The following is a 26,392-nucleotide window of genomic DNA, read 5'->3' as shown; positions in this document are numbered from 1 at the left end:
CTCTGTTTATGTTTTGATCTAATTGCCATTGATGTGTAAGTAGTAGCGGGATGCTTATAGTTGGCGACCTAAATGTCGTCTATTTCGCCCAACGGGTGCGCCACCGCTGGCCGGCTCCACCAGCCAACTTACGGATCAGTAGCATTCTAACCTAGCCGATGAAGCATCCTCGACACCCAAAAGCGTTACCGCCGGCTTGACGATGGCGCTGTGTTGGGTCCAGTCCTTTATTTTTTAATAATTTGATACTCCGACGTACGGTCTTTTCCACTTCTTTTGAAGTAGCCATTCTCCGTACCATATTTTAGATCTCTCGTTGCTGTTGCCGTGGAAATATCTTTAAAGACAGTCATATAGTCCTTCCTGGTGAATGAGTCTTTCCCACTAAACTCGATAAAGTGTTCTATTCTCTCGGTGTTGGTTAGGCTTCGCCTTTGCGTCTCGATTAGATCTTCTAAACTAAAAAATATTTGTTCCAGCATGTATTCCACAAACGCAGTGCATATTCCAGCCTTGTCGGATTTCGCCAAAGCGTCATAATAGTTTTGTTGATTCTCTTTTATTTGTCCCTCTATAGGTAGGTATTCGAAGACTGGGTTGTATTTCATCAATAAAAGCGTTTGCCATAGCCTGCCCATTCTTCCGTTCCCATCCATGAATGGGTGAACGAATTCCATTTCATAATGAAATACACAGCTTTTGATTATCAATGTATCATCCTCTTCATTTAAATAACGGAATAGATTTTTCATCAAGTTGTCTACATTCCAGGCTGGTGGCGCCATATGTGCCACCGCGCTTCCTTTAAAAATTCCTACTGACTTCGTTCTGTAGTTGCCCGCCCCGTCAATCAGACCCTTCATCAGCATCTGATGTGCTCGCAAATAGGATGCTTCATCTAATGGGTCAAACTCTCTTAGGTGATCATAAACTTCGATAGCGTTCTTAACCTCTATTATGTCTTTTGGTGGTCCAGTGACCCGCTTGTTATCTATCATATCTGACACCTGATCAACTGACAAGGTGTTTCCTTCGATCGCCAGTGAGGAGTAGATCGTCTTGATCTTATTGTCTCTTCTGAGCTTTGTAGTTGGCTTCTGCAGGTAGTTTGAGTCGACAATTCCAATCAGGCGTCCGATCTCTGTACTGAGCTCGATGATTCTACTTGTGCCCTCGTAGTATTTCTGCAACATGATGCCATCATTTGATAGCATCAAAGATACGAAACGTGCTACCTATGTCACTTCTCGTCTGGTGTGATCTGTTGTGGATTGGACCCAACGGTTACGCCGGCGCAGACCGGCTCCACCCACCAGCTCATCGGACCATCACCAACTTTATCCCCCAATATAAAACACCCTCGACACCCGCCCCCTCAACTGCCGGTTTGTCGCTGGCGTGATGTTGGGCGATTACTTCTACAATTTTGGGTCATTAAACCCTTCACGACGCCCCCTCCTTTGCAAGTTTAGCATTAAGCTTTAAATGAAAATCTTTTAATAATCTCATCATATGTATAATATACTGCATTCTGTAAGACAGTTTTTTCATTCCGCGCGTAATAATGTCTTGCTTTTCATATCAACAACTACTCTATAAGTTTTGCCAACCGATATGGAAGTAAACATTGCTTTGTCTACACGATATTTTACAAATGCATCGTTCAACTCACCTACAATTTCATATTCATTTAAAGAATACCACTTTGACTGTTTTTTCTTCACTACAAATTCTCCAGTTTGAAGGGCAATGTTAGACCATATGTTATCAACACTTTTGAAATACTTATAAATTGATATTAGTACTACTAGGAATACAGTAAACAAGTCAATATAAATTACCTCATACACCGCATCCCAATATGGCAATTCATTTATTAACGGTCCTCTACCACGTTTTCTCGGAATAAAGGGATGAACAAATATTATAATCGGATAAATGCAAAGCACCTGAATTACAATGTCAGCATACTTATGCTTTAATCCATCTTTAATTTTAGCTAGCTCTGTAGATGAAAGTTCTGTTGGTAGCATAGGTTACCGTTGTTGCTGTGTATTCTATTGATTTTATCTATACGATAATCAGAAATAAAAGATTGTAGAACTACCTTTAAAATGTCTCGGACCGCCTTGAATGGCGGTCTGTGTACCAAAGACCTGGATAATAGAAGTCAACCCAGCTGGGTAACACTTTTGACGTCACTTATTTCATCTGACTAGTTATTTTCCGCGCTCTAAACCTCTTACCTTTGCTATGTTGTCTCGCCTGCTTATGCACTATAAGTTTATAGCTAATTCTCATTTTCATTATAGACAATATAGTATAGAATTCCTATAGACATGACTATACCTAAAATCAGGTAGAAATAGATGCTTTCCTCTTAGAACATATCTTGAACTTATATTTCTTGTGCCTTCGCACTATCGAGAAATGAACTGTAGGTGTAGTTTAAAATTGAACTGGCTTTGATGGCGGTTCTTTCGCCCAACGGGGGCATACCCGCATGCCACCATTTCCAGTAGGTGCATCGGGTGGTGACGTTTAATTACGGCCGGTTGCAAAGCAATAATAGCACCCAAAAGCGCAACCGGTGGCATGACGCGGTATGCAGTGTTGGGCCCAGTGGCTTTATAGTATGGACCTTGGACCAAGGGACATTCCTTTTCTTAATTCTTCGCAGGAATAGTCTTTTCTATGATTGGAACCATCACAACTGACCTTATTAGTTCGAGGATTGTGTCCCCGGCGTCCCCACTTTTTCGGCGTTGCTACAGCTTTGATCTTTAACGGATAGTCTATTTCGGCAATGATTAGCTATTCCACCGTCGTCCCGGAAACGTCTAATTCAATTTATACTGGAGCGGCGACCCTGAATGCAATTGATGAAACTCTCTTTGGCTTCCTTCAATGTGCGGCAGCTTTTACCAGCGGCGATAAACAGTTGGCCTGTACATTCTTCCGGACGGCCAAGTTCTCCCTTTCCCTACCAGTATCCAGGTACGGTCGTAAAACCAAGCTCAAATTGCCATTTACCTGTGATGCTGGAATTTTATAATTCACCGGAGTTGGGGTGCTTTACCGTCCTGGATCAATTCGAAGGTGACTATACTATTCATAGCAGGGGTAGAGTCAATACCACCCAAGAAGAAGCGCTACGGGGCAGCTAATTTCCATTTTCATCGACCGGAATGAATTAAGCTCTTACCGGGTAATTTATCCGTAATCCAGTAGTAGTTAGGTCGTAGCTGATAGACTTCAATTACCAAGGCACACGATTTATCAGGTCCTATTTGAAGGTTTCACTACCTACCATAATCACTTTCCCTGCGTGTCTGGGCTTCAAACCCGCCAGTAACTAACCCTTCGGGTGTCTCTGCCATCGGGCCCAACGGATGCGCCACCGCAGGCCGGCTTCCACCAGCCAACTTACGGATCAAGCGATTGCTTTCCTAGCCGATAAAGTATCCTCGACACCCGCCAATTCTACCGCCGGCTTGACGATGGCGCAGTGTTGGCGGAAGTGCTTCTTTTTTGATTAATAATGTGGGCACAGTAGTGTGCAGTAGCTTTCCTATAGCTTACAACAAAGTAATTTCCAGTAGCTTCAAACTAGAAATTATGCAAGACATGTGTGATTTTATAAATATGTAACTGTGTCGATCTTTAGTGCCAGAAGGAGAGATGAAACATCCTCAATCTCTTTATAGAATATTAAGTTGACAACTGTTCCACTTGGCTTGCGATATTTGATTTCCAATGCCTCGCTGTTCCTTATTAATAATGCGTGGTCTCCTAAATTATCAAGTATACTTTGCAACAGTTCTATTGCCCGATCGTCATCAATTGTTTTTGGATCTAACGATTGTAATGCTAATCTATCTATAAATGACTCTAGATCTTCTGATCGCCAATAGTTATTCAATTCGTACTCAGAAATATGCTTTCCAGTCAAATCCATAATTTGTCTTAGTGTATGCTCTGCTGAAATTTGATCGTTCAAGTAATCAATTATCAAACTTCTTACTTGGGGTCTCATATTTCTCACTGTTCATTAATTTTTCCCTCTCTCAATGGAATGCGCTCTTTATAGCGAGAATTTAGTCCAAGGGTGGGCAGACATATAGTTGAATAGCAAGCGGTAGCTTTTCCTTTGGCTGATGGCGAAGTGACTCGCTGTAGCTTCAATTTGTTAATTCGAACTGAGTAAACTGCAGTTGCTTTTCTTTGGCTGAAGGCGGGGTAGCTCGCGGTAGCTTATTCCTGTTTTGCGGGCATTATACTAACGATTCAGTGGGCTGTCTTGCTGTGCATTTCCGCCAACGGATGCGCCACCGCTGGCCGGCTTCACCAGCTAGCATCCGGATCTCGACCAACTTTAAGATAGCCTTTAACGGCTCATCGACGCCCAAAAGCCTCACCGCCGGCTTGACGATGGCGCGATGTTGGGCGAATTTGTCTATTCCTTTGTTAAAACTTATATCTATAATTCACTGACTAGCAGATTCTTCAGCTTGAATCAATGGCCGATGCCAATCCTGAAGTTCTTTTAAAGTCTTAAAATTTGTGGGTACGGGGTTAGGCTCTCGAAACATTTCACCTGGAGAAATTGGTTGGTAGTGATGAAAAAAACTCTCACTAGTTCGGCGAGGATTTTGAGCGAGCGATGAATTAAAATAGGAATTAGTAGTGTTATAATGATGAGTATGAATAAATCCATTCCACTTCTGTCTAAGAAACTCATCAGGAGCTATATCAATAATTTCAAATTGCTCCATTTCTCGTTCTAGTGAGGTACCATAAGCCTCATTCAATAATGAGACAGCCTCAGCATCCGATTCTGGCGCACCATATCCAAAAATCGTTACCCTAACAGTCCCGCTATCTTTGGAAAGCATGTGTTTGGTAAGATCCCACTCTGACTTTATGAATTCGTCGTCATTGTAGTTTTTACGGGCTATAGGATATAACAATTTAGTTGGCTGAAAGATATTTCCATTCTTAGTTTTCGTGCCAGCATGTCCCCTAACTCCCTCTTCTTTACACAAGCCAATAATTACGCTCCCATGAAGAAATGCAAGCATTGGTGAGCTTCCAACATGATAATTTCTACTGAATGCTTGATATAAAAACGGATCCCAATTGAATGTAGCAATTAAATCTTTGGATCTTAAAGCCAAAACTAGATAGTCATATATTGTAGGTTCATCCGGCAATTGCATATCACTGAAATATGCTTTGATTCTGTTTTCTATCTCGACTAATAAATGCGACTTTGGATTGTCATTGTGAATATTTGTGTACAAATCTTCAAAATTTCGGGCTTTCAATTTATCTGGCAGACCATCTACAATATCTTGCAAGCCTACTACTTCAACAAAATTATCCATCGATGGCAATGCCTTTCCCCCTTTCTCCGAATTTCTGTAGGTAGAGGCTATACTTGCTCCAGCACCTAATATTACAACATGACCTCCACCGGCCATCACATTGTTGATACCTTCTTTCCTATTCATGTCTAAAGATCTACCTTTTATTCTTGTTTACAATAATCTCTTCCAGTTCGTCATTCAACAAAATGTTGTCACCAAAATAGCGGTAACAAACCTGCTAAATACACATTGAATTTTCGTAATTCAAGTGGATGATGAAGAGATTTCAGAATTTTAACTTTTTTTAGAATACTGCAATTTGAGATTGTTGACTCTATACATTTCTCTGAATTCATCAATTGTCAATCTAAGCAGATCCGCAAGTTGTTTCTCTGTGTATTCTAACTTTTTAATATACTGATCCACCAAGAACCGTAATAATCTTGATTCTTCCTCTGGAATACCAAAGTCTGGTTCATGTTTTCTATATCCAAGTCTACTGATCTCGACATTTAACGACCTATACCTTTGAGGTGTAATTAAATTTAAAGTATTGAGCTTTCGTAATAGAGAAGCCATGGAAACCCTCCAGTATTTCTTTAAAAATCCTAGTTCTTCTATAGTTATGTATTTCCCGACACACATAGACTTGAATTCTTGGGAAGGAACAAGGAACTCTGAAGCAAATCGATCGGCTTCATCTTCTACATCGTCATCGAGAGAAGGAATGTAATTCGTATGCATTACTATGTGTCCCAATTCGTGACTCAATGTAAATCGCCTTCTATCAATGGGTTTATTCTGATTTAGATAAATTATGGGTATATCTTCAGTGTTTGGAACAGCCATACCATCTAACTTGTCCGAAGTAGCAACATCGACTATAATAGCTCCTTTACTCTCTAAAAGGCCAGTTAAATTTTTTATAGGACCCTGAGGTATTTTCCAGTACAGTCTCAACTTTCTAGCTATAATTTCAGGATTCCCGTAATCTTCGACCCCCAACCTAGGTATGTCGTCTGAAATCTTTAGTGACGATAATAGCTTAGTAATGTGCAATCCTTTAATTGCGAGATTTGAGTCAATGTTTGAAAGTACTTTTTTTCCTATCGATTTGCGTTTCCGATGGAACATATGATTGACGGGAAGCAAACTAATCTTTTCTTCAAAAAACTCTTTCGGGTATCCTAATTGAACCGCTAAGCGATCTAAAACCTCTTCTGTAGGCTCAATAAGTCCTTGCTCAATTTTTGAAAGGTTTCCTTGTGAAATATTTGAGACTTTTGAAAGTTGCGACTGAGTGAAGCCTCTTGCTTCACGCGCAATAGTTAACATATTGGGATTAAAATTACACTGCTTGAATAAGTTGTTCATCTGATTTGTTTTCATCGTCACCCACTACAAACGTCAATTCCGGCAAACCGTAATCTGGCTGAGTATCGTCGACTACGATGTTGTCAAACAGGTCAGGTAGGTAATGTTGCCCCAACTCCTTATTCAAATTAATTGTCCAATCATTCTGGTTCTCATTTTTCGGACAAACTATATGTACATCTGTGATTGCAGCACCCACGTAATCGACCACATAACCTAATTGTAAGTGGGTCATAGGTTCCATTTCATTGAACAACTTCTGTTGCCGTAAGAAGCGATCATTGCGTCGACTTTTAATATTACTTGATTTCAGATCATTAGAAAGCTTTTTTACCTTAAATAAGAAAAGATCATCGAGCTTAAACAATTTCAATCCTTCAACAGTAAAGCAACGCAGTCTGGGGTCTGATACACTTCTTCCAGCAAGATCATGGAAGATGTGATTATGAGCCATGTTTGCTCTGGTTGTCGAGTCATAAACTATGGCATTGGAACCCATAGATTGGATGAAGGATTTGTAACCATCTACGACAGAATCGTAGAGCAGTTGGAAGTATGGTTTAAGGATGGCGCTAGCCTTTGCTTGAGTCACAATTCATGATTTGACTACAAAGCTATGTCAATTAATTTTACCCTGCAAATTATTCTTGAAATTATTTCGGAAAGCCCTGAATCCTGTTTGGTAGCTAGTAGACTGATCTCCAAGAGTCATGTTTGGGGACCGGCCTAATGCCGGTCTTTCGCCCAACGGGTGCGCCGGCGCAGACCGGCTAACACCAACCAGGTCACCGGACTTCGATCAACCTAAAGGTAACTTTTAAAGCTTCATCGACGCCTATCCGCACTTTCGGCGGTTTGTCGCTGGCGCTATGTTGGGCGATTCTCTATATCTGTAGAAAGGGAGTATTCTCTCCAAGATTATTTCTCATTCAGTATATTTTAAAACGGTTGAAAACCTAATGTCTCAAGTTCGAAGTTCTATTAGTAGATTGGCTTTTTTTTTGCAACGGCAGAAGTTATTTAATGATTATTACAAACGATTCCCTTTCTATGTCAATTATGATGTATCAATAACAGTCATTGTTGTCCGTTACGATCCTTCTTCTTGCTCTAAATTCTGCAATTTTTCTAATTGTATGAAGGCTACTATCAGCTAATATGTCTTCAGCAAGAAATTTATGAACTCTATCCCCGGTGATAATAGTCAGTGTGTCAGAACATGGTTTTTTAATCAGGGTATTACCTGGTTCAAGAAACTTTCGCAGCCAATACGCCTCAGATGACCCATGAGTAAGGCTACGACTATCGCGTATTTGAACTCGCCGATCAAACCCGGATAAAAGCACGTAATTGTAAGAACGTGCTGAGTATGTATCAATAATTTCATTATTAAACGCATCACTCAACATCAACTCTTTAAAATCTCCAATCTTCCAGCTCTGATAAATGGACATCCCTAATATAACGGAACCAAATACTATAGCGAATGTATATCTAATATACTTTAACCATTTTGCCTCGCTTTTTTCATTTATGTTTTCATGCTTCATCTTCATTGAAGTAATTAGTAAGCTAATTTTTAATAAACTACAAAGTAGCGCTCAAGTTAACCATGATTTTGCGTTCTCACCGCTCCATAATCTAAAACCAGCCATATCTTCTAGACAAAACGAATTTCCTGTCCAATTGTTATTTATTGCCATACCTCGGATTAATAAATAATAGATGATTTCTTTGTAGATAATTATTTTGAATTGCTACGCCTGATACTTAAATAATACTATTTGCTCTAACCCTGCCATCTATTTAAGTTTAAATCTTGTTAAGATATAGGCAATACAAAGAACACAAGTACATTTTACTTCTTGTGTTTAAAATAGTAGAAATGTTGAACATGCAATTGAATTCTCTCTAGCGCTCAATATTATAGCTTGGTAGGCTATCAAGACAAATTCATCTTTCGATATTTTTTTGATTAGTCTTCCCAGGTTTTCTAATTTCAAAATTCTTGTCGTGTCAGGCATTGCATGTTCGACGTCTCAACTGTATTAGTTGGCTTACCTCGGACCGCCTTTAATGGCGGTCTGTCGCCCAACGGGGGCCTACCCGACGGCCGCCTAAACTAGACAAACACTACTTAGTGTCTATTTTCATCTTGGTTGCTCATAAAGCACTGATAGCACCCAAAAGCTTCATCGGCGGCTGTACGTGGTAGGCGGTGTTGGCTGCATAATTTTATTCTTCGAATTTTTCTGCATAGCCACTGTTGTGATATATCTCTTCATATGACATATACGACAAATCTTTTAAACTTTTACCCGAGTGAGTATCTAGATAACTTTCCACTATTCGATAGCCAAGCCAGTATTGAATTGACCTAGGAGAATCTTTAAATACATCGTGCTGTTTGTTTCTCAGTAGAGGATTATTGCCTGATGTGTCATCAAAGTATTGCTTCATGGTATTGTATATCTTCTTCTCCCTCTTTACATAGTAATTCCAGTCAGTTTCTGTCATATTTTCAACTGCTTCATATTTTGTTATTTCACCTTCAAAATAATGATGAGTAAAATGGCAAGCTAAACCTTCATTTATTGCTAAGTCAAGTGCATTCATTTCCGGAACTTCGCCTAAATTTTTCTCATTGATAAAATGGTAAATTTCGTGTGGCAATCCCTTTTCTAGAGTGTAGATTATTTCAAACTCAGGATTGTTAAGCTCTAGAATAAATTGATCCCTAGCACAACCTCCAAAACCTATCCCGGGAAACGGGGTAAATGCAATAGTGATTTTGGCCTCTGGTGTCTCATAGCCTAAGGAGTCAAATCTTCTATTGTGGAATTCAAAAAGAGAATCAATATTATAATTTTGCACCACTTTAATTAATGAGTCTATCTTGCTGTCATCCTTAAATAATAATTGTTCATTCCAATTTACCATACCACTAGGCGTTTGAAATTTATCTGCATTGTCGGGCCCAAATATCATCCCATAGCAACTGTCCCACATAATTCTATGTCTATTGTAAAGCTTATCAATAATTAAGTTCGAATCAATCGAACCGTTTTTGTAAACTTCCATTTGCTGTTTGAATCCATTATAAACGACAATATCGCCAAACTTTAGACTATCAGGTATTCCTCCAACTTCTCTAGTTGATTTACTGCTATGGGGTTCTGTTATATCAGATCCCTTGCAACCTATAAAAGTCAGCAGTATAAAAAATACTAATGCAGTAGCAAATCTATGTGGTAACTTTGACATCCGATCTCGTTATATATTCTAATAGTTTGCCTAAGATAGCTAACTCATAGTTTTCCGTCTTGATAACGTAGTGTGTGGTTTAATTGCAGCCAACGGGTGCGCCACCGCAGGCCGGCTTCCACCGGCCCACTTACAGATCAAGAGATTTCTTTACTAGATGAAAAAGCATCCTCGACACTGAAAAGCTTCATCGCCGGCTTGACGATGGCGCAATGTTAGCGGCATTTTATTTTTCTCCCAGAGCAGTCAATACTTTATCTACAAGACTACTGTTCAATCGAAACCCATTGCTCATTATCGTTTCAAGTAATGATTTTATAGATTCGATGTGACCACAAGTCTTTGCCGCAATCAAAATACCCAATAAACCTACTATTTTTACCCCTTTCTTTTCTGCAATCGCTCTGCCCTTATATTCATCGATGATTAAATATTCGGCATCTAGCTCAATCGCTAAAGCTATTGCCTCTGATTCTCCTAAATCAAGATCCTCAAGCAATTCAGCTATTAGCTGTTGGTCGTGGGGATATTCTGTACTAATCCAATCCAGTTTATCAATGATTGTCTTTTGCCCTTCGATTCTGTAGAGTTCTCTTCTTACCCCGGGTGGTATAACAATGTTACCATACAACGACTTCAGTATATCAAGTCGATTAATCTGGAGAAGGTTTGTTATTGTCGATGTATCACTAACAATGATCATATTTTGATACCGAGGTTTTTCAAATCAATGTTTAGATCTTCCTCCGCATACTTGATATCAATGCTCCTCTCCGCCAGGGCCTTCTGAAACTGCAAATAATTTAGTCCACTGAGCTCACTTGCTTTGCCAAAGCTTAGCCGACTCTTGTCATACAAATAGCAGGCTAGATCCGTTAATAAATCTTCCCCGGTCATGTGGACTTTTTTTAATACTGCGTCTGATATTACTACAGCCATGGCTTACTCTTTCAGATGAAACATCAATCGGCTTCCCTAAGGTTGCCTAGAATGTTAAGTTACAAATCTTCTAGGTCTACTCGGCGTAAGAATCTTGTCACCCTTGAGTTCACGAAGCGAACATTTGGCGAAACCCGTAGCCTTGCAGAGGCTTTCGACAAATTGAGAGCGCACGGGTCAGGAGCCAGCTAAGAGGGTCGGACTCTTAATCCTCTCCTGGTTTGTGATGACTTTATGGGTCTGCATTCTTCCTGTGGTGCCTGTTTTGGTTGCCGCTAACGGGTGCGCCACCGTCTGCCCGGGATACACCGACCACGGCACGGAATTCGGCCCCCAAAACTAGCCTTTCTGGCGATTGAGAACATGGGCCAAAACCCGCAGCGGAAGCGGAGGCTTTTGGCCCATTGTGAACATCGACAGAAACGCGGGGCTACCGACCACCAGACCGTTGCTTAGCCCACCGCACGCCCGGGTTGACGATGGCGCAATGTTAGCTGCTGCGGCCGACGCACTGCACTTCCTTTTGGCGGGGATTGCGCCTTCCGCGTTGCGAGACGCAGGTGGTCGAGCCGCAGGCTCACCACTTGCCGTTTCGGTGCGGAATGGCGCAGTCCCGATGATTCCGCCACTCCCAGACCCGGGAGCGGAGTAAAGCAGCCCTTTGGAAATCATTACTCCTACGACTGACCACGCCGTTGCAGCTAACATAAACGCATCCGAATTGCGCATACGCGCACAATGGCCCCGCTATTATTGACGGGTGTGCACCCCCAGCCGCAAGTATCACGCAACTTCCAACTTTCGGAAAACGTCAATTGGCGGATATGCGGTAGTTGACGGGTGTGCACCCAATCCGGTACGTAAAGCGAAACCCGCTCGGAAGCCGAGCGCCATCCCCCCGACCCGGATCCATCTGCCACCCCACGGCTTCGCCCTCCATCTGTCGGGGGAACTGCAGTGGGTAGAAGTGGTTACTAGGGTAGGGCACACCCACCCGGCTAAAATAGCCCCACCCGGCAAAAAGCAGGCACCAAGCTCCCGTTTTAAGAGAATTCTTTCCACCCGCGCTCCGGCGCCGAAAAAAAGTGTACCTTTGCGGCTTCTTACATCACACGGGTGGTTGAGAGTCTACGCCGGGTGCTCCGAAAGCGCAATTTGTAGTAGACCGTTTCGCCCGTTTAAATACCGGTGAAATGGAAAATTTCAATGAGACCTCGCTCAGCGCAGAGGTCAAACAGGCCGTGGCTTACCTCGGCTTCACTACCCCTACTCCCGTTCAAGCCCAGACGATCCCCGCTATCCTGGATTCCGAGCGCGACCTCATCGCCCTGGCACGTACCGGCACGGGCAAAACCGCCGGCTTCGGCCTCCCCGTCGTTCACGGAATCGACGTAGACCTGGACGCCGTACAGGCGCTTATCCTTTGTCCTACCCGCGAGCTATGTCTGCAGATCTCCCGGGACCTTACCGAATTCGCCCGCTTCCGCAAGGGGGTAGAAGTAGTAGCCGTTTACGGCGGTGCCAGTGCCGGCGACCAAATTCGCGCTATCCGCAGCGGTGCGAAGATCGTGGTCGGAACCCCCGGCCGTACGCTCGACCTAATCAACCGCAAGAAATTGGTGGTCGATCAGCTAAAGCGCGTCGTACTCGACGAGGCCGACGAGATGCTCAATATGGGATTCCAGGAGGAGCTCAACGGCATCCTGGACGCCACCCCCAAGGAAAAGCAGACCCTTCTCTTCTCCGCTACCATGCCGAAGGAAGCCCGGAAGATCTCCACGGATTACATGAACAACCCCCAGGAGATCAGCATCGATCACACCGACGCGGGTAACTCCAACATCACCCACCTATACTATAAAGTCAAGTCGTCCCACCGCTTCGGACTGCTGAAGCTGCTGGTGGAACTCAATGACGACATGTACGCCGTGATCTTCTGCCGCACCCGCCGCGAAGTCGATGGCGTAGCCGAAGACCTCCGCTTTGCCGGCCACGCGGCCGACGCCCTCCACGGTGACATGAGCCAGGCTCAGCGCGACGATGTCATGAAGCGCTTCCGCAAAGGACGTATCAAGCTGCTCGTGGCTACCGACGTCGCTGCCCGCGGACTCGATGTCTCCGACCTCACCCACGTGGTCAATTACAATCTACCCGACGCCCCCGAAGTGTATGTCCACCGCAGTGGCCGGACCGGCCGGGCCGGAAAGGAAGGTATCGCCATTTCCATCGTCAGCGGCAGCGACCAGCGCAAACTACGTGACATCGAACGCTACGGCAAGATCGAATTCACGGAAGCCGCCATCCCCACGCAGGAAGAGGTGTACCGCCAGCGGGCGCTTCGCTTCGTCGACTCCGTGAAATCGGCCGAGATGCAGGATAAGCAGCTCTTCAGCTTGATGCCTGAAATCGTCGAAGGCCTGAAGGACCTGCAGCGCGACGACCTCATCCAGCAGTTCGTGGCGTTCAGTCTGGCCGACTTTAGCAAGCAGGTCGGTGCCAGCCGCAGCATTGAAGCGCCCAAGGACAAAGACCGGGATGCAAAGCCCGACCGCAAGCGCCGTACCAACGTCAGCTACACCCGTCTCTGCATGGCCGCCGGTCGCAAACAGGGCTATACCGTCCCCCAGGTGATTGGCATGCTGAACCGCAACGTGCCCGGCCGCAAGATCGACCTGGGCAAGATCGATCTCCAAAATAACCTCACCTTCATCGATGTCGACGAATCCGAAGCGAAGCGCGTAGTCGCCGCACTCGAAGGCGTCAAGGATAAAGGGAACGACCTCCGGCTGAGCATCTACGACGGCGACGTACCGCCGAGCGATGACTCCGGGCCACGGAATAAGTACAAAGCCTTTTCCAGCAACGGCCCGGCCAGCTTTAAGCGGGCTAAAAAGAAACACCGGAAGGGGCAGGGGAAGTAGCGCTGGCCTGGCCAACAGGTCATTCGGTAGGTATGTAGTGGCCTCATAGGTTACTTCTTGCCTTGGTGCGCCGCTACCGAAGTGCTGGACGCTCTCCTCTTGAGTCGAAGGCTTCGCCAGCGGGCTGGAGATAGGCGGTAGTGAGCCGGAGCAGTCGCCTCTTGGATTTGGTCGCCGTTTCTTCCACCATGGCGGCCTTACCCCGGAGCAGCTGTTTCGCTGGCTTCGCCTGCTTGTATCTTGTCTGTCACCGTCGATTGACGCCAACAACGCCAGTAGCTCTGGCGTGGGAAACAAGGTGGGTAACTCCGTCTACGGCAGTTACTAAGCAATAGGCCAATCCTCGGTTGCCGACTACCTCCGTGTGCCTTCCCCTGTAGACTGGGGGCAAGTTGCGGCCGATGACGCACTTCCTTAGCGTAGCCTATCTCCTCTGTGGCGCCAAAGGGCCTCGCCCAAACATTTTCTACCGCTTCAAAACGTCCCCCAACACCAAATCCCGATCCAGCTTGACGGCCAGGCGGCGAAGTAGTTTTAGCCAGAGGACGGCGGTAATATAACAATCGCCCAGGGCGGTATGGCGGTCGGAGAGGGGGATGGTATAGCGCTTGGCCAGGGCGTCCAGGCCGTAATCGTGCCGGGGCGTCCAGTAGCCGGCGGGCCGCAGGCGCTTGGCCAGGTCGGCGGTATCGACCACCGCATTCCGTAGAGGGGGGGCGCCATGGCGCAGGAGCGAACGGTTGATCATTTCAACGTCGAAGCCAATGTGGTGACCCACGATCACTTTACTCCCGAGGTAGGTAAGGAACTCAGCCAGTAGGGTGGGTTCGTCCGTGTGGTCGTAGCGGGAAGAATTTGGGATGATGCCGTGGATGCTCACGGATTCAGACCCATCGAATCCGTCGGGGACCGGCAAATATGCCTCGAACTTGTCCGCCAGGGATATGCTGTTTCCACTGACCCGCAAAGCTCCGAGGCTGAGGATGCGGTCGCGGCGGACATCCAGACCGGTGGTTTCGGCGTCCAGTACAACTACCGGTAGCTCGTGGAGGGGGGTACCGGGCGGTGGCGGCGACTGAAAGCTATCGGCATATTCCCGATACCAGCTCGGCCAGTCGGCACGGCGGTCTAAGCCGTTGCCCGTGAGTCGGTCCTGTATGCGACGTAACCAGCTTGTTTCGCTCATCAGCGGATGTAGTTGAGTTGGAAGCGCACTTCCAGCAATTGCTGAATCTCCTTGACGGGCGTGAAGCTGTTACGAAGGAGCAAGCGGTGAATCTGGGACAGTTCCGACGGCTTGACGAAGCGACCGTTGTCCCCCCGTTTTAGGCCCAGCTCCGTCCGCAGGCGGGTAAGTACCTCGTGGGCCTTCGCGGCTTCCCGGTAGAGCTCGGCGTTTTGGGGTTCGAGCTTCGCTAGGGCCTCGTAACGTTTGAGGGTATTGTTTATGTTGCCCTGTTTGGCCTGCAGGATCAGTACCCGGGCCGCATCCGTGAGGGGGCGCATGGCTCGTGACTTCAAATCGAAAAAGTCTTTGTGCTCTCCGGAGCGCTCGACCACGAAGTTACGGAAGAAGGTCAACGGACTCGGGTTCTGCAACGCGGCCGAAGCCAGACTCGCCAGGAAGCGCGTATTTTTGAATTTCATCTCCCCGAAGATGTGCTGCGTCAGTTTATCGGGTAGGCTACCGTCGCCCCACACCCCGCGGTAGTCGAAGAAGATGGAGGTGTTGAGCATGTTCTCCGCCGTGGTCTCTGTCATCCAGTTGGTGAACTGTTCCTTCCACATGCTCACGCTCAGGCACCACTTCGGGTTACTGGCCATCATATCGCCATCGCAGTAGTCGAATCCAACCTCGTTGAGGTATTCGGTGACGTAATCGGATAACTTCAGAAAATAGTCTTTCACGGTATTGTACCGGGCCGACGTCACATCCTCGAAAATCAGGGCATTGTCCTGGTCGGTTCGCAGCAATTGCTCGCCGCGGCCCTGACTCCCCAGTGCCAACCAATCGAAGAGCGCAGGTGGGTTACCGTGGCCCTCGGCCTGCATACTGGCCAGTCCCAGCTTAATGCATTTTCGGATAATCTCGTCGTTGATCTGAGTCATCACCGCGGTGATGTAGCCGATGGCCACCTCCTTGTCAATGTAGCTGCCGAGTAGTCGTTCGGCCCGGTCGCGGAGCTCGCGCAGGTAGGCGGTGGTACGCGCCCGACTGATTTCCTGAATGATCACCGCCGGACTGTTCCCCTGGAGAAGTAGGAGGTCATGCTCGCTGACTACCCCGGTGACCGGGCTTTTATCCGAGCCGTCCACCGTCTGTACCAGGTGATGGTAGCCCGAGCGGATCATTTCGATTTGGATTTCCGTAACGGTAGCGTCGCGCTCGATGCACAGTACCGGGCTGGACATAATCGTAAACACCGGTGCTTTGCGGCTCACCATCCCCGTGGCGACGCTGCGGCGTAAATCGCGGTCCGTAACGATCCCGATGGGCCATTGTTCGTCGTTGACCACCACGACGGAACCGACGTTCATTTCCGTCATCCGTTTAGCCGCATCGATAATCGTCTCGTTAGCTCGACAGATGACCGGTTCTCGGGATTGGTGGATGGACTGCAACGCCGGCAGATCGGGTGGCTCGTCCGCCTGGATAGCGCGATCCGGCCGGTGGGCGGCCCGGTATTCGAGGGCGTAGCGGCTACTACCGGCCATGCTAGTGGCTAAGTATTCCAGCACCCGCGGATAAGTGCCGATAAGGTCACGGAAGCCCTCGCTGTTAACGGCATACAAAAGGCTCTCCTCCGCAGCCCGCGCCAGAAAAATGTAGTTGTCCTTGGCCAGCAGCGGCCGGATCCCGAAGATGTCGCGCTCCCCGCAACGTTCCACCAAGAGTTCGTTGCCTTCCGCGTCTTCGCTGAACAGTTCGATGGCACCCTCCTTGACCACGAAAAAACGGTCGCGGGGCGGTTCCCCGGGCCGGAAGACGACGGTGCCGGGAGGTTGGTAGCGGACCTCGACGCGGCTGGCCACCCGCAACAGGTCCTCCTTCTGTAGGTAACTGAAGGGAGCGATCTCCTTGAGAAAGTCGTAAACGCGGTAGGCTACCTGGTTCGGCATGCGGGAAAGATACGGGCTGGGCCGTTTTCCGCCTATGGCCGTGACGCGGGAAAAGCATCCAACTAGATCACTCGTACCGCAATGACTCGATCGGGTCGAGGGCCGCCGCCCGCATGGCGGGGTAGAGACCGGATAGCAGGCCGACGAAGGTACAAATCACTAACGCCAGGCCGATCCATAGCCAGGGTACGATAAAGGCCCCGCCGGTGACCACGGCTACGATGTTGCCCGCCGCGACACCTAGCAGGATGCCGAGAAACCCGCCGAGCTGGCAGATCACCACGGCCTCCGCGAGGAACTGTAGCAAGATGTTTCGACGGGTAGCTCCCAGGGCCTTACGCACGCCAATCTCCCGGGTTCGCTCCGTTACCGAAACCAACATGATGTTCATCAGGCCGATGGCCGCGCCGAGCAGCGTCATCAGGCCGATACTTACGGCGGCGAGGCGGAGGGTTACGGTGTTCTCCTTGATAATGCTGACAAGGTCGGAACTGTTCTCTACCTCGAAATCGTTCTCCTGGCCGGCGCGCAGTCCGCGTACCCGTCGCAGGGTTAGCGTGGCTTCGGCCATGGCGGCATCGATGGCCGTCGGGTCGCGGACGGCTACCAAGATGTCGTAGTTCGTGCGGTTGGAAGCGTAGAAGCGCTTGGCGGATTGCAACGGGATGAGCACCCGTTTGTCGTTGCTCGTCATGCTGGCTCCCTTGCTCTTCAGGGTGCCGACTACGGTATACCGAGTTCCCGCGGCGGTAATCTCCTTCCCGATGGCGAACTGGTCGTTGCCGTTGAAGAGATCTTCCACCATGTCATAGGCCAGGATGGCGATATTGCCCCCGTCCCGGGACTCCCGTTCCGTAAAGTTGCGGCCCGCTTCGATCTCGAATCCCTTACTGGTCAGGTAGTTCGGGGTGATGCCGTACATACTCACGTTAGGATTCGTCTCACGGTCTTCGTAAGTAACGGTAGTGGCGCCCCGCGCGGAAAAGCTTACGCTAACGTCGGCGGGGAATTCATACGATTCGGCGAACTCCATGGCCTGATCGTAGCTAAAGGGCTCGGAGCGTTTGTTGTCGCCCCCCCCGCCCTGGGTCCGGGTGGTCTCCCGTTTGCGTTCGACTTCGAAGGTGTTAGCGCCCAGGCTGGAAAGGTTGGACGAAAGAGAATAGATAGCAGCGTCGATGGCCGTCAGGATACCCACTAGTGCCATGATGCCCACGGCAATGATGAGGGTAGTCAGCAAAGCCCGTAACCAGTTCGCGCTCACGCTGCTCAGGGCAACGCGGATGTTTTCCATAAAATCCATAGTGCCCAAAAGTAATGGTGGGACCTAGAAGGGCGAATGTTTTTCGACGAACAACCAATTTGGGGTAGCTTTGTAATTAGAATATGATCGATCTACCCGTAGCATCCCCCGATCGTTATCGGGGCCCCGAACGTCAACGCAAGCCCGACTGGCTCCGCGTGAAGCTGCCCATCGGTCCCGATTACAAACGGGTCCGCAAGCTCGTAGACGAATACCAGCTCCACACCATCTGCCAGAGTGGCAACTGCCCCAACATGGGCGAATGCTGGGGAGCCGGCACCGCCACCTTTATGATTCTCGGCAACGTCTGCACCCGCTCCTGTAGCTTTTGTGCCGTCAAGACCGGTCGGCCCACCGAATACGACGAAGACGAGCCCCGCCGCGTTGCCGAGGCCATCGATCTGATGCAGGTGAAGCACGCCGTCCTCACCTCCGTCAACCGCGATGAACTGAAGGACCGTGGTGCCGAGATCTGGTACCAGACCGTCCGCCAGATCAAAGACCGGACCCCCCAGGTTACCATCGAAACCCTCATCCCCGACGTCCGGGGCAACTGGGATGCCCTCTACCGCATGATCGACGGCGGACAGGAAGTAGTCAGCCACAACATGGAAACGGTAGAGGAGCTCTACCGAAAGGTCCGACCCCAGGGCCGCTATAAGCGCAGCCTGGAAGAACTGAAGCGCATCAAGGAGGTTGGCAAGCGGACGAAAACCGGCTTCATGGTCGGCCTCGGCGAAACGGAGGATCAAGTCGAACGCATCCTCGACGACCTGGCCGAGTGCGGCGTCGATGTGGTTACCATTGGTCAGTACCTGCAGCCAACGGCGATGCACCTGGCGGTCGATAGTTTCGTTACCCCTGACACCTTCGCTCACTATAAGGCCTTAGGTATGTCGAAGGGTTTTGACTTCGTGGAAAGCGGTCCGCTGGTCCGCAGCAGCTACCACGCGGAACGGCACTTGTAAAAACAAGTTCTTAGACCATCAAAACAGATTGTTGTGTGGGGCTTATTGCTCAACGTAACAGTTCATGGACGGACTGCCCACTTGAAGAGGCCAAATCCGTGCCCTAGCGCAGCGATCCGCGCAATCCGGGTTCCAAAAAAGACGAGTCGCAGGCGAGTAGCGCCGTAGGACCCACTGGCCGTCAGGCCAACACCAATTGGTACTCATCCATAGTTTTCTCAATTAGAGGATATAGATCTACCCCGGCCAAATCGCCGTAAATTCGCCGCCAATGAGCCTGACTAGCCTCCGCAGCGGATTCACCACCCGCACCACCGTACCTATTTACACCCTGGTGTGGTTGCGCATCGCGCTGGGGCTGCTCGGAGCCGGCGACATCCTAGGCAACGGCATGTACTACCACTGGTACCTCGACAGCTTTTCGGGCTTTACCTTTCGGTACCTCGGATTTGAGTGGGTACACCCGTTGCCGGAGCCTTTTCTGAGCCTCTTTTTTATTGTCGGCTTTCTGGCGGGGATCGCCGTTGCGCTGGGCTGGCGGTTCCGGTTCACCGCACCCTTTTTTGCGCTATGTTTTACCTACCTTTTTCTCCTGGAGAAAGCCCACTACCTCAACCACGCCTACCTATTTACCTGGCTGGCCTGGCTGCTGGTGTTCACGCCTGCGTGGCGGGAGTGGTCGCTGGACGTGCGGCGCGATCCAACGCAGTGGTCACCGGTCGCGCCGAAGTGGAGCATCTACGTTTTTCCGCTGCTAATGGGGCTGGTCTACTTTTTTGGGGGGATAAACAAGATCAACTACGACTGGCTCATCGAGGCTTCCCCTCTGCATTTATGGTTGCGGGGGCGGAGCGAAATGCCGGTGTTGGGTCCGCTGTTCGCCGAAAAGTCCACCGCCTACCTGATGGCCTGGGGCGGTATGTTGCTCGATCTGCTATCTCCCTTCCTGCTGCTGCACCGGCGCCTGCGGTGGGTGGCCTTAAGCCTTCTGATTTTCTTTCACGCCACCAACCACCTGATCTTCAACATCGGCATTTTTCCTTATTTGTCGTTGGTGCTGACGAGTCTTTTTTTCGAGCCCGACTGGCCGATGCGCTTCGTGAAATGGCTAGCGACTAAATCGGTCATCGTAGCCCGGTGGCGGGAGGGCTGGCGGAAAAGGGTAGGGAAGCCAATTGCTCCGGCCGAGCTTTGGCACCCGCGCCCCGCCGCCATTCTCCTGCTGGTCGGGTTGCACGTTTTTCTGCCGCTACGGAATTACCTGTTTGCCTCCGACGTGAACTGGACGGAGGAGGGGCACCGCTACAGTTGGCGCATGATGCTGCGGTCGAAACAGGGGACGGGCTACTACACGGCCGTAACCCCCGACGGAGAGAGGAAGGTGGTGAATCCGCGCGATAGCCTGGACGCCCGCCAGTACCGAAAAATGGTGACCCACCCCGACATGATCCTGCAGTACGCCCACTACATTCGGGATCAATACGCCGGACCGGTGGAGATTTACGGACACTTTCGGGTGCAACTCAACGGTCGGCAACGCCGGCCCTTCATCGATCCGGCGGTTGACTTGGCAAAAACGGAATGGAGCTGGCTTTCGCGCAAACCCTGGGTGCTCGACGAGGTCAGAGAGTAGAGAGGTATCGGTCGCCGCGATCGCAGATGATGCAAACGATGAGGGCTGCGTCCAGGGTTTCCGCCAATTTGAGCGAGGCCGCCGTGGCACCACCGGAACTCACTCCGGCGAAAACGCCGCATTCCTTGGCCAGGCGGTGCATCATGGCGACGGATTCTTCCTCGCTGACGTCGATCTTCAGGTCTACCTGCTTCTCGTCGTAGATCGCCGGCACGAATTCGGGCGACCACCGCCGGATGCCGGGTATGCTACTACCGTCGGTGGGTTGGACGCCCACGATCTTCACCCGGTCGGACTGTTCGTGGAGGTACTTTCCGGTTCCGGTAATGGTTCCGGTAGTGCCCATACTACTCACGAAGTGAGTGAGTTGTCCGTTGGTGTCCCGCCAAACTTCGGGGCCGGTGGTCCGGTAGTGGGCTTTCCAGTTGTCGTCGTTGGCGAACTGGTTGAGCTGGACGTAATCGCCGCTATCTTCCATCTCCTGGGCCAGTTCTCGGCTGTATTCGATGGTGCGGTCGGCGGGGGTGAGGATGACATCCGCGCCGTACGCTTTCATGGTCTTCACCCGTTCCTCGGTGCTATTTTCCGGCATGATAATCGTGATGGGTATGTGGAGGGCAGCCGCGATCATGGCCATGGCGATGCCGGTATTGCCGCTGGTGGCTTCCACGATCCGCTTACCGCCGGCGAGACGTCCGGCCGATAGTGCCCCCTGCACCATGCTGAAGGCGGCGCGGTCCTTAACCGATCCGCCCGGATTTTGGCCTTCCAGCTTCCCGTAGAGCTTGATGCCGGGCCGGTCGACTAACGAACTGAGATCTACCAAAGGAGTGTTGCCGATGAGATCGAAAAGATGGTTCATAACGCGAAGTTGAGGTAGGGCAACAGCTTGTCGAGGGTTTCGGTGGTGACCGCCCGCACTTTTTTCAGGTCCTCCACCGAGTGAAAGGGCCCGTGGTTGTCGCGGTAACGCACGATGATGGTGGCCGTGGACCGCTTCAGGTAAGGGTGGGCCGAAAGGGTCGCGGCGTCCGCCTGATTTACGTACAGCGGTCGATTGACGGGACTGGCCGTCAGGTAAGGCTTGATTGCCTGATAGGTGGAATCGGGAAGTCCGTAAGTTTCCGCCACTTGCTCCACGGAGGCGAACCCTCCCAGTCGTTCCCGGAACTTTACGATGCTTTCCGCGCGGTAGCTCCCGATGCCCGGCAGTTCTTGCCACGCGGCGGCGGGCGACCGGTTGACGTCGAAGGAACCGGCGGCATAAGTAGGTCCGGGCGCCGCCGGCGCAGGTGCAAAAACCGTGTCGGACGCCGGAAGGCGAATCAGTTCCATTAAATCCCTGACCTTCAGGCTGTCGATGGCCCTCACCCGGAGCAGGTCCTCCGGCTTCCGGAAAGTGACGGGACGGTAGCTGCGGTAATTGACGAGTCCTTTCGCCTCCCGCTCCGATAGCCCGAGAAGCAGCAGACTATCGAAGGGAAGGGTATTCGGGTCGAAGGCAAAACGCTCGACCGGAATTACCAGGTCGGTGCGGTAAACATCGGGCACCGCGGCCGGGTCACCGGCAATGCGCACCAGTGGAACCAACTCGCGGGCCTGGTCGGGATGCAGCACCCGTAATTGCAACATATCCTCCGGGCGGCGGAAGCGGACCTTCTGCCGGTACCGCTGAAAGGCAGTCGCCTGCTTTTCGGATAACCCCAAACGGAGAAGGTCCGGCTTACTGACGGTATTCGGGTCGAACGGGAAGCGTGCCCGCGCGGAACGTTCGCTCCTTGGTTCGGTCGGCGTAAACGACCGTAGGGTAGCGGCAGTGGCCAGTAGCTCAGTATCGTCGACCGATTCCAGTGCTCCACGATCGTTGTTGAGCACGCGGGAAACGCCGTAGCAAACGGCAATAAGGAAGAGCAACGCGACCAGTCCGATCCGTTGCTGGCGGGTGTAAGCCCAGGGATTGTTAGGGGTAGGGTGGTGCAATAGAAACGAGAATAGGATCAGCTAAGGGTAAGGTACTGACAGAGTACGCCGCCCATCAGGGCAAGGGTGATCGTCCAGTAGCCTACGTGAATGAGTACGTAGTTCCAGCGTCGTCGCTCGAAGAGGGCGTTGATGGCGAGGACCGATCCGACGAAAACGATGGCGGTGAGCGCACCGTGCAGCGCGCCGTGGCCGAAGGTCCGGTGGAGGCTCATCAAACGAGTTTGCTCGTCGAGTTCCGTGAGCTGTTGCATTACCGGGCTTCCTGATTCACCCCACCCGTGTACCTCCATGAGGAGGCTACCCAACGCCATCTGGTGAATGACCATGGAGGACAGAAAAACGGCCACCAGGATGCTGAACAGGTACGTCATACCGAAAATGATTGCGAAGTTGCCCTGCCGCAATCGCTCCGCTTCCAGGCCCGTGGCGCGCATCCACGCGCCGCCTACGATACGTTCGTTGTAATAGATTGCCCCCACGAACAGGGGAATAAGCGCCGTCATCGGAAACAACCACCAGTTCATATGTTAAGCTTAGGGTGAGGGAGGGAATGCCTCGTGAATTTAAACAAAACTCCATTTCGAAGGGCATGAATTACGTTGTAAATTTGTGCTTTTCCAACAAATACGTCTATGATCAAGCGGCTGCACATCAGTAACTATGCCATCATCGAGGAGTTGACCCTCGATTTTGCCGACGGACTGAGCATCATCACCGGTGAGACCGGTGCGGGTAAGTCCATCGTACTGGGTGCCCTTAACCTGATCCTGGGCGGTCGTGCGGACACCAAAACACTCTTCGACGAAACCGAGAAGTGCATCATCGAGGGCCGTTTCGACATTGCCGCCTACGATCTGCGGCGTTTTTTTGAGGCCAACGATCTCGACTACGAAGCCGAATTGATCATCCGCCGGGAGATTACCCCCTCGGGCAAGAGCCGTGCCTTCGTCAATGACACCCCTGCCAACTTAAAAGTGTTACAGCAATTGGGGGCTACGCTGATCGATTTGCACCAACAGTTCGATACGCTGTACATCAACAACAGCGACTTTCAACTGGAACTGCTTGACGCACTGGCCGGACAGCTGGCAGCGGTCAAGACCTATCGGAAGGATTACCAGTTGCTACAGGAGACCCGTCGTAAGCTGCGCGCGCTGCGGGAGGAGCAGGCGCAGGCCGTTCGCGAGCAAGAATTCCTTGAATTCCAGGTCAACGAACTGGAGGCAGCCAATCTGCAGGCGAACGAACAGGAAGACCTCGAAGCCGAACGCCACCGCCTCAGCAATGCCGACGAGATCAAGCAACTCACCTCCGGGGCTTTCCACTTTCTCAGCGAGGGCGACGATGCAGTGACCGATCGCCTCCTGGCCATCACCGTGAAGCTCCAGCCCCTGGCCGCCGGCGATCCTCAACTACGGGCTATCAGCGAACGCTTCGAAAGTTTGCGGTTAGAGTTGGACGAGGTGGCCGCCGACCTGGAAGCCTTTGGCGAGGAGACCGACGTTAACCCCCAGCGACTTAATGAGATCGAGGAACGGCTGAATATGCTCTACCGTCTGCACGCCAAGCACGCCGTAGCAGACAATACCGAACTGATCGCGATCTACGAGAACCTATCCGCCCGCCTCGGCCACTTTTCCGACCTCGGCGGAAAGATCAACAAGCTGGAGCGGGACGAAAAGCAGTTGCTTAAACAGTTGAGCGAGCAGGGTACGGCGTTGCGTGCGGGAAGGGAGAAGGTCGCTCCCCAGTTCGCCGGCGACGTCCAGAAGCAACTCGCCGAACTAAGTATGCAGAACGCGCGGTTGCGGGTGGATTTCGTACCACTCGATCTGCCAGGTCCGAACGGACTTGACGAGGTCCGTTTCCTGTTCTCCGCCAACAAAGGAGGGAAACTGCAGAGCATAAAGGACGCGGCCTCCGGGGGTGAGATGTCGCGCCTGGCCCTGGTGACCAAGAGCTTGGTCGCTAGCGCCATGGAGCTACCTACGCTTATCTTCGATGAGATCGATTCCGGCGTCAGTGGCGACGTCGCTCAGAAGATGGGACGTATTCTTACCGACCTGAGCCGTCACCACCAGGTAGTGGTGATCACCCACTCTCCACAGGTAGCCAGCCGCGCCCACCGCCACTATTTCGTATACAAAACCGATAAGCAGGACGCCGACCGGACCATTACCCGGGTCCGGGAGCTGGATGGCGATGAGCGGGTGCGCGCCATCGCGACGATGCTGAGCCAAAACCCGCCGAGTGAGTCGGCCCTTAAAAACGCGCGCGAGCTTATTGAGGCTGAGTAACGCGTAGCGTCCACTTTAGTGGATTGGCTGCTGGTACAACCTGAAAAAGCGGCCCCGCCTATATCGCGGCGGCTACCGCTTTTAGCAGCACGACGGCTGAAGCCGTCGCTACGCGTAGCGTCCACTTTAGTGGACTAGCTGCTGGTACGAATTGAAGAAAGCGGCTCCGGCTATATCGCGGCTACCATTATTAGCAGCATGACGGCTGAAGCCGTCGCTACGCGTAGCGTTCACTTTAGTGGACTAGCTGTTTTATCCTTCGTGTGCCTTGCAGCATGACGGCTGAAGCCGTCGTTACGCGCTGACCTAGCTGCTTTAAGTACAGGCAGCATGACGGCTGAAGCCGTCGCTACGCGTATCTACAGCCATCGCTATTTGGTGGCACTCAAAACGGCGTACCGTACGGTCCCGGAAGCGTAGCCCCGGCGCATGTATTTCATTGCCCAGGCGCCCTTGATCGTACCCATCCCGGCTCGAATCAGCCCGGGCCAGTTGCGCGGATCGAGTCCACTTCGGATCACCGCTCCCCAGAAGGGTTCCACGGCTGGCGACCAGTCGTCGGTACGGACCTGCTGGAGCCCACCTCGCACCGCCGCCTGCTCCAGTTCCGGGATACTCACCATGGGGGGAAGGTGATACAAATTGCAAATCTTCTTCAAAGTGTACTGTTCGGACGGTAGCAAGTCAGGCGGCTCGGGGCGGTGACACCAGGTGGCCATGAGCAATCGACCCCCGGGCCGGAGCAGGTGGTGAAACAACCGGAACAGCCGTTCTTTGTCTTCCATATGCTCGGCCGATTCCATGCTCCAGATGAGATCGAAGGTGCCGGCATTCTCGGGGGTGAGCTCGTAGACATCCTTGGCGATGATATTGAGTCGATCCGACAGCCCGGCTTGTCGGTTGTATCCGTTACCACGGTGGGCCTGGATCGGGCTCAAGGTGACGCCCAGGCCCTCCGCCCGCGGATAATTGCGTGCCAGGTACCGGCTACTGCCACCTACGCCGCATCCGGCATCCAGGAAACGGTCGACGCCCTCGGTCGGTGCGAGCCCCCACTCCAGCAGCGCGTCGATCATGTCGAGCTGCGCCTGCCGGTGGTTGACCTGTCGCCTGCCGTTCGCACCGTAATAGCCGTGGTGCATCTGCTCGCCCCAGGTGTCAAGCCAAAGCGGTGTGGACCGGTCGTAGAAGTCCCGGATCCGGTGATTGAGTACACTCATG

General features: G+C 50.9%; 21 protein-coding genes. 4 read left to right on the top strand and 17 right to left on the bottom strand.

From position 1 onward, the window contains the following. Positions 1–227 precede the first annotated feature (227 nt). The 10 genes from CLV84_RS18080 to CLV84_RS22350 all read right to left on the bottom strand — a co-directional run bounded on the left by CLV84_RS18080 (position 228) and on the right by CLV84_RS22350 (position 10,946). Positions 228–1,193: a Fic family protein gene (locus CLV84_RS18080; protein ID WP_104421151.1), complete on the bottom strand. Its 966-nt coding sequence runs from the start codon at positions 1,191–1,193 to the stop codon at positions 228–230. Between the two features lie 354 nt (positions 1,194–1,547). After that, the gene (locus tag CLV84_RS21545; protein ID WP_146088863.1) at positions 1,548–2,033 is read right to left on the bottom strand and encodes a hypothetical protein; all 486 of its coding nucleotides are present in this window, start codon (positions 2,031–2,033) and stop codon (positions 1,548–1,550) included. Positions 2,034–3,637: 1,604 nt separating this feature from the next. Further along, complete coding sequence (locus tag CLV84_RS21540; protein ID WP_146088862.1) at positions 3,638–4,036, bottom strand: hypothetical protein; 399 nt, start codon at positions 4,034–4,036, stop codon at positions 3,638–3,640. A gap of 451 nt (positions 4,037–4,487) precedes the next feature. Further along, on the bottom strand, positions 4,488–5,513 hold the full coding sequence (locus CLV84_RS21535; RefSeq protein ID WP_146088861.1) for a hypothetical protein: 1,026 nt from the start codon (positions 5,511–5,513) through the stop codon (positions 4,488–4,490). Between the two features lie 150 nt (positions 5,514–5,663). Then, on the bottom strand, positions 5,664–6,743 hold the full coding sequence (locus CLV84_RS18075) for a helix-turn-helix domain-containing protein (protein WP_170067763.1): 1,080 nt from the start codon (positions 6,741–6,743) through the stop codon (positions 5,664–5,666). Then, on the bottom strand, positions 6,718–7,335 hold the full coding sequence (locus CLV84_RS18070; protein WP_104421149.1) for a hypothetical protein: 618 nt from the start codon (positions 7,333–7,335) through the stop codon (positions 6,718–6,720). The genes CLV84_RS18075 and CLV84_RS18070 overlap by 26 nt, the downstream gene beginning before the upstream one ends. Positions 7,336–7,810: 475 nt before the next feature. Then, a complete protein-coding gene (locus CLV84_RS21530) occupies positions 7,811–8,293 on the bottom strand; it encodes a hypothetical protein (RefSeq protein WP_146088860.1) in 483 nt (160 codons plus the stop codon). A gap of 685 nt (positions 8,294–8,978) precedes the next feature. After that, positions 8,979–10,007, bottom strand: a complete 1,029-nt coding sequence (locus CLV84_RS18065) for a DUF2268 domain-containing putative Zn-dependent protease (protein ID WP_104421148.1) — start codon at positions 10,005–10,007, stop codon at positions 8,979–8,981. 226 nt (positions 10,008–10,233) lie between these two features. After that, positions 10,234–10,710, bottom strand: a complete 477-nt coding sequence (locus tag CLV84_RS18060) for a DUF3368 domain-containing protein (RefSeq protein ID WP_104421147.1) — start codon at positions 10,708–10,710, stop codon at positions 10,234–10,236. Next, a complete protein-coding gene (locus CLV84_RS22350) occupies positions 10,707–10,946 on the bottom strand; it encodes a UPF0175 family protein (RefSeq protein ID WP_104421146.1) in 240 nt (79 codons plus the stop codon). Before CLV84_RS22350 ends, CLV84_RS18060 begins: the two co-directional genes overlap by 4 nt. Positions 10,947–12,139: 1,193 nt before the next feature. On the opposite strand from CLV84_RS22350, the gene CLV84_RS18050 reads away from it, so the two are divergent. Then, the gene (locus tag CLV84_RS18050) at positions 12,140–13,867 is read left to right on the top strand and encodes a DEAD/DEAH box helicase (RefSeq protein WP_104421145.1); all 1,728 of its coding nucleotides are present in this window, start codon (positions 12,140–12,142) and stop codon (positions 13,865–13,867) included. Between the two features lie 466 nt (positions 13,868–14,333). On the opposite strand, the gene CLV84_RS18045 is transcribed toward CLV84_RS18050, so the two are convergent. The 3 genes from CLV84_RS18045 to CLV84_RS18035 form a co-directional block, all read right to left on the bottom strand. Then, the gene (locus CLV84_RS18045; protein WP_104421144.1) at positions 14,334–15,053 is read right to left on the bottom strand and encodes a 3'-5' exonuclease; all 720 of its coding nucleotides are present in this window, start codon (positions 15,051–15,053) and stop codon (positions 14,334–14,336) included. Then, entirely contained in the window at positions 15,053–16,987 is a 1,935-nt protein-coding gene (locus CLV84_RS18040; RefSeq protein WP_104421143.1) for a DUF294 nucleotidyltransferase-like domain-containing protein, read from the bottom strand. The genes CLV84_RS18045 and CLV84_RS18040 overlap by 1 nt, the downstream gene beginning before the upstream one ends. Before the next feature lie 67 nt (positions 16,988–17,054). After that, on the bottom strand, positions 17,055–18,290 hold the full coding sequence (locus CLV84_RS18035; protein WP_104421142.1) for an ABC transporter permease: 1,236 nt from the start codon (positions 18,288–18,290) through the stop codon (positions 17,055–17,057). An 83-nt stretch (positions 18,291–18,373) separates the two neighbouring features. Between CLV84_RS18035 and lipA the strand changes: the two genes are divergently transcribed. After that, positions 18,374–19,258 (top strand): lipoyl synthase, encoded by an 885-nt coding sequence (gene lipA, locus CLV84_RS18030; RefSeq protein ID WP_104421141.1) that lies wholly within the window; start codon positions 18,374–18,376, stop codon positions 19,256–19,258. A gap of 271 nt (positions 19,259–19,529) precedes the next feature. Continuing rightward, positions 19,530–20,891 carry an HTTM domain-containing protein gene (locus CLV84_RS18025; RefSeq protein WP_104421140.1) on the top strand — a complete coding sequence of 454 codons (1,362 nt, stop codon included), beginning with the start codon at positions 19,530–19,532 and terminating at the stop codon, positions 20,889–20,891. Here CLV84_RS18025 and cysM read toward each other — a convergent pair. The 3 genes from cysM to CLV84_RS18010 are packed head-to-tail and all read right to left on the bottom strand — an operon-like array spanning position 20,881 to position 23,398. Further along, entirely contained in the window at positions 20,881–21,753 is an 873-nt protein-coding gene (cysM, locus tag CLV84_RS18020; protein ID WP_104421139.1) for a cysteine synthase CysM, read from the bottom strand. The two genes, CLV84_RS18025 and cysM, sit on opposite strands and share 11 nt — an antisense overlap. Further along, the gene (locus CLV84_RS18015) at positions 21,750–22,871 is read right to left on the bottom strand and encodes a helix-hairpin-helix domain-containing protein (protein WP_104421138.1); all 1,122 of its coding nucleotides are present in this window, start codon (positions 22,869–22,871) and stop codon (positions 21,750–21,752) included. Before CLV84_RS18015 ends, cysM begins: the two co-directional genes overlap by 4 nt. 17 nt (positions 22,872–22,888) lie before the next feature. Continuing rightward, entirely contained in the window at positions 22,889–23,398 is a 510-nt protein-coding gene (locus tag CLV84_RS18010) for a DUF1761 domain-containing protein (protein ID WP_104421137.1), read from the bottom strand. A gap of 108 nt (positions 23,399–23,506) precedes the next feature. Between CLV84_RS18010 and recN the strand changes: the two genes are divergently transcribed. Continuing rightward, entirely contained in the window at positions 23,507–25,171 is a 1,665-nt protein-coding gene (gene recN, locus CLV84_RS18005; RefSeq protein ID WP_104421136.1) for a DNA repair protein RecN, read from the top strand. A gap of 371 nt (positions 25,172–25,542) precedes the next feature. On the opposite strand, the gene CLV84_RS18000 is transcribed toward recN, so the two are convergent. Continuing rightward, on the bottom strand, positions 25,543–26,391 hold the full coding sequence (locus CLV84_RS18000) for a methyltransferase domain-containing protein (RefSeq protein WP_104421135.1): 849 nt from the start codon (positions 26,389–26,391) through the stop codon (positions 25,543–25,545). Position 26,392: the final 1 nt, after the last annotated feature.

The sequence above is a fragment of the Neolewinella xylanilytica genome, assembly GCF_002934605.1.
GTDB classification, from domain to species: Bacteria; Bacteroidota; Bacteroidia; order Chitinophagales; family Saprospiraceae; genus Neolewinella; species Neolewinella xylanilytica.
This window is presented reverse-complemented; position numbering and strand designations above follow the sequence as displayed.